Genomic DNA, 4,636 nt, shown 5'->3' on the forward strand with positions numbered 1-4,636 from the left:
GGTGGCGGGCGCCGCCATCTTCAAAGGCGGCAGCGTCGAGGCTTACCGTCAGAATATCCAGGCGATCAGGACGGCAGCCGACCACGCAGCCGGCTAACCAGCGCTTTTCCCGCGTTCAGCCCGGCATGCCGGCTAAGGTTCTGGTACCGGCCGAGGCTTGTGATGGTCTGATGCGCAACGGTATCGGATCTGGAGCGGCTGCCTGATTCGGCCTCAAGGGTCCTCACAGCAGACAGTTGATCCCGCGCGCATACAAAAGAACAGAAAGAACAGATTCTCTTGCGTGCATACAAAACATGTTAAGTTCCCGCAGGTTGTGAAAATGCGCGGAATTACAGCATTGAGCTCCAGATGCCGCATATTCCTTCGAGCTAAAGTACAATAACGTGATCTTGTGCTTGAGCAGGCGAATGCTCGCACTGTATGGTACAAGTACGAGAAGGCGAATGCTTTCGGACTCGAATCGCCCAGGACAAGTCTTGGGGACAAGGAGTCGCTATGACATACGGAGCTGCCAATCTGAACGACGACGCTGCGGGACCGAAGAGTACGCTTGCCAGTACGGTCTATCAGCAATTGCGGGACGATCTTCTCGGGGGTGTTCTTGAGGCCGAGAGCAAGCTGCGGGTGGAATGGGTGGTCTCCAAATATGGAGCCGGCGCCTCGCCTGTCCGCGAAGCTCTCAATCGCCTCGCCTCGGAAGGACTTCTCGGCCGGCACGACCAGCGCGGCTTCTTCATCATGCCGGTCAGTGCGTCGGAACTCGAGGAGCTGACGCGCACCCGCTGCTGGCTCGAGGAGCGGGCGCTTCGCGAATCCATCGCCCACCGCACCGCCGAATGGGAAGAACAGCTCGTGCTGGCGCTGCATCGCCTGGGACGCGCGTCACGTCTGTCTCCGCAGGCTCTCTTTTCGCTCAATCCCGATTGGGAGAGGCTGCATCGTATCTTCCACAGGGTGTTGATTTCGGCCTGCCGGTCGCAATGGCTGGTGGGGTTTTGCGACCAGCTCTCCGATCACGCCTATCGCTACCGGCAAATGGCCAATGATGGCGAGGGCGTCCAGCGCGACGATTTCGGCGAGCATCGCCTGATCGCCGAATGTGCCCTGGACGGCAATGCCGACGGTGCCGTCGAGGCACTGCTCAACCATTACCAGTTGACTGCCGCCATGTGCATGAAGCGCTTCGAGCAGGACGACGAAACGAAGGAACTCGCCGGCAAACGCGCTCGGCGATAACAGCCGATTCCCGGCGGGCTCTTGCGCTCGTTTCTTGCTCGCACTCTGCGTCGGCGAGGCTGGCGTGAACCGCTGTCGGCGGGCTTGACGGCGCGGCCAAGAACCGCGAACCCTCGCCGCCGAGGCATGCCGCGACAGGCGCATGCTCAGCGCCGCCGCACCCAGGGATGTCTTCATGAGCAATCATCTGTTCGATGCGTTCCGGTCCCGGATGCCGGCGCCAGCGCGCTTGCTGATGGAAACCGATGATGGGCGCTCGCTCACCTATGGCGATATGCTGGCCCGCTCGGCGCAGCTTGCGCATGCGCTCCTGCAACTCGATGTCGAACCCGGTGACCGCGTTGCCGTGCAGGTCGAGAAGAGCCCGGAAGCGGTCCTGCTCTATCTCGCCTGCCTGCGAGCCGGCGCCGTCTTCCTGCCGCTCAACACCGCCTACACATTGGCCGAGCTGGAGTATTTCTTCGGCGACGCAGAGCCACGCCTGGTCGTCTGCGATCCGGCAAGAGCGGCCGACGTCGGCGCGCTGGCGAAAAAGTCGGGCGCCGTCACCGTCACGCTCGGCCGCGACGGCCGGGGATCGCTGCCCGATCGAGCCTCGCGGCTGCCGATGGATTTTCATGACGTAGCGCGTGGGCCGGATGACCTCGCGGCGATCCTCTACACGTCGGGAACCACCGGCCGTTCGAAAGGCGCCATGCTCAGCCACGAGAACCTTGCTTCGAACGCGCGCGTGCTGGTCGAGCACTGGCGTTTCACTGGAGACGACGTGCTGATCCACGCATTGCCGATCTTCCACACGCACGGCCTGTTCGTCGCCACCAATGTCGTCCTGATGGCCGGCGCCTCGATGCTGTTCGAGCAGAAGTTCGATCCGGCCCGCATCGTCTCGCTGCTGCCGCGCGCCACCGCCCTGATGGGGGTGCCGACCTTCTACGTGCGCCTGCTGCAGCAGGATGGGCTGGACCATGAGGCGGCAAAAAACATCCGTGTGTTCATTTCCGGGTCGGCGCCGCTGCTGGCCGAGACGCATAAGGCCTGGCGCGAGCGCACCGGCCACGCGATCCTCGAACGCTACGGCATGACCGAGACCAACATGAACACCTCGAACCCCTATGAGGGCGAGCGGCGCGCCGGTACCGTCGGTTTCCCCTTGCCCGGGGTCACGCTCCGCATCGCCGATCCCGACAGCGGCGCAGCGCTTGCGCAGGGTGAGGTCGGCATGATCGAGGTCAAAGGCCCCAACGTCTTCGGCGGCTATTGGCGCATGCCGGAGAAGACCAAGGCGGAATTCCGCGCCGACGGTTTTTTCATCACCGGCGATCTCGGCATGATCGACGCCGACGGCTACGTCCACATTGTCGGCCGCGGCAAGGACCTGATCATATCGGGCGGCTACAACATCTATCCGAAGGAACTTGAAAGCGAGATCGACGCGCTCGACGGGGTTAGCGAAAGCGCCGTCATCGGCGTTGCCCATCCGGATTTCGGCGAAGGCGTCACCGCTGTCGTCGTGCGGGCGCCGTCATCGCGGATCACCGATGCCGAAATTCTCGCCGCTATCGCCGGGCGGGTGGCGAAATACAAGCATCCGAAGCGGGTGATCTTCGTCGATGAACTGCCGCGCAACACCATGGGCAAGGTACAGAAGAACCTGCTGCGCGACACCTACAAGGACATATACGCATCATAGTTGTGCGGCGCCTGGGGCAGGGGCGCCTTACTCGCCTTACTCCTTGCGCGACCTTTCGGCCCGACTGCCGGAGCCCCACAAGGCGCGCTTCAGCAGGTTGCGCTTTCGTGGGACGAGGTTGATGTCGCTGACAAGCTTGGCGCCGCCCTCGCGCCGTTCCAAGGTGATCTTGCGGCTATGGAAGGCTTCCAGCTCGGCCCGGTGCGCCACGCTGATGATGGTGACATCAGGCAATTCACGGATCACCGTCGCCATCATGGTGTCCTGGCTCTTCTCGTCGAGCGCCGAGGTTGCTTCATCCAGCACGACGATATCGGGGCGGTGCAACAGCAGGCGCGCGAAGGCGAGACGCTGCTTTTCGCCGCCCGACAGCGTCTGGTCCCATGGCGCTTCTTCCTTGATCCTTTCGGCAAGGTAGGCGAGGCCGACCTTGTCGAGGGCGGCCTTGATCTGCTTGATCGTCCACTTATCCGCCGCCGCGGGATAGGCGACCGCGCGGCGAAGCGTGCCCGAGGGGATGTAGGGGCGTTGCGGCAGCATGAACAGTCGCCTGTCGGCGTGGAAATTGACGCTGCCGCCGCCCCACGGCCACAGGCCCGCGACGGCCCGCACCAGCGTCGACTTGCCCGAGCCGGATTCGCCGGCCACCAGCACCCGCTCACCGGGTTCGATCGCAACCTCGGTCTCCTTGACCACGGCGGTGCCGTCGTCGAGCGTCACGGAGAGATCGTCGAGGCTGAGCATGGCACCGTCATCGGTTTCGCCGTGCTGGATGCGCCCAAGCGCGTCGCTCTGCTCCGCACGCTCGAGCCCGTCGAGCGACATCATCAGCGATGCTATGCGCCGCGCGGAGGCGTTCCAGTCGGCAAGACGCGGGTAGTTGTCGACCAGCCATCCGAACGCGCCTTGCACGATGCCAAAGGCGGACGCTGCCTGCATCACCTCGCCAAGCGTCATTGAGCCTTCGAGGAATTTTGGCGCGCACAGCAGGATCGGCACGACCGGCGCAAACAGGCTCGATCCCTGCGACACCGCCGCCGTGCGCATGTGCTGGCCCGTCAGCAGCGCCCATTGCCTCAGCACATGGCCGAAATTCCTGTCGATGCCGCTGCGCTCCTCTTCCTCGCCGCCCAGCAAGGCGATGCTCTCGCCGTTTTCGCGCACGCGCGTCAGCGTGTAGCGCAGTTCGGCCTCCGCCTGGTTCTTCCGCTCGGAGAGCTGGACGAAATTGCGGCCGATGACCACCATCGCGGTCGAGGTGATGGCGGCATAGATCATCGCGGTGATGACCAGGAAGCCGGGGATGGTGATGCTCTCGCCGCCGATCGGCAAAGTGAGCGCGCCGCCGATGGTCCACAGCACGACGATGAAGGTCGAGGCAGACAGGAACGCGTTGAGGACGCCGGCGATGAAATCGACCGGCGACTCGGTGGCGATGCGCAGATCCTCGGTCATGCGGGCCTCGGGGTTCTGGTGGTCGCCGCCGACGAGATTCAGGTGGTAGTAGCGGCCGCCTGCCAGCCAGCGCGCGATGACCGCGGTGGTCAGCCAGGAACGCCAGCGGCGCTGGATCGTCATGCGCAGGTAGACCTGCGCGACGACAAGGCTGCCGCTGCAGATTACCAGCGGCACGAAGACGGCGCTGAGGAAATAGACGCTGCGGGCGTTGCGCTGCTCGAGGGCATCGAACATCGAACGGTTCCAGAC

3 protein-coding genes and 1 pseudogene are annotated in these 4,636 nt (G+C 63.9%); 3 read left to right on the forward strand and 1 reads right to left on the reverse strand.

Annotated features, from left to right (window positions below; all coding sequences use genetic code 11):
* From EN906_RS38440 to EN906_RS23765, 3 genes and pseudogenes are all read left to right on the forward strand, one after another.
* Nucleotides 1–97: pseudogene (locus EN906_RS38440) on the forward strand (ribulose-phosphate 3-epimerase); the annotation flags it as partial.
* 401 nt (nt 98–498) lie between these two features.
* A complete protein-coding gene (locus EN906_RS23760) occupies nt 499–1,239 on the forward strand; it encodes a GntR family transcriptional regulator (protein ID WP_127267930.1) in 741 nt (246 codons plus the stop codon).
* Between the two features lie 175 nt (nt 1,240–1,414).
* Nucleotides 1,415–2,929 (forward strand): malonyl-CoA synthase, encoded by a 1,515-nt coding sequence (locus EN906_RS23765; RefSeq protein ID WP_127267931.1) that lies wholly within the window; start codon nt 1,415–1,417, stop codon nt 2,927–2,929.
* Nucleotides 2,930–2,965: 36 nt separating this feature from the next.
* On the opposite strand, the gene EN906_RS23770 is transcribed toward EN906_RS23765, so the two are convergent.
* On the reverse strand, nt 2,966–4,636 hold a 1,671-nt coding region (locus EN906_RS23770), incomplete at its 5' end, for an ABC transporter ATP-binding protein/permease (RefSeq protein ID WP_164777311.1).

The organism is Mesorhizobium sp. M7A.F.Ca.CA.004.06.1.1 (genome assembly GCF_003999135.1).
Lineage (GTDB): Bacteria > Pseudomonadota > Alphaproteobacteria > Rhizobiales > Rhizobiaceae > Mesorhizobium.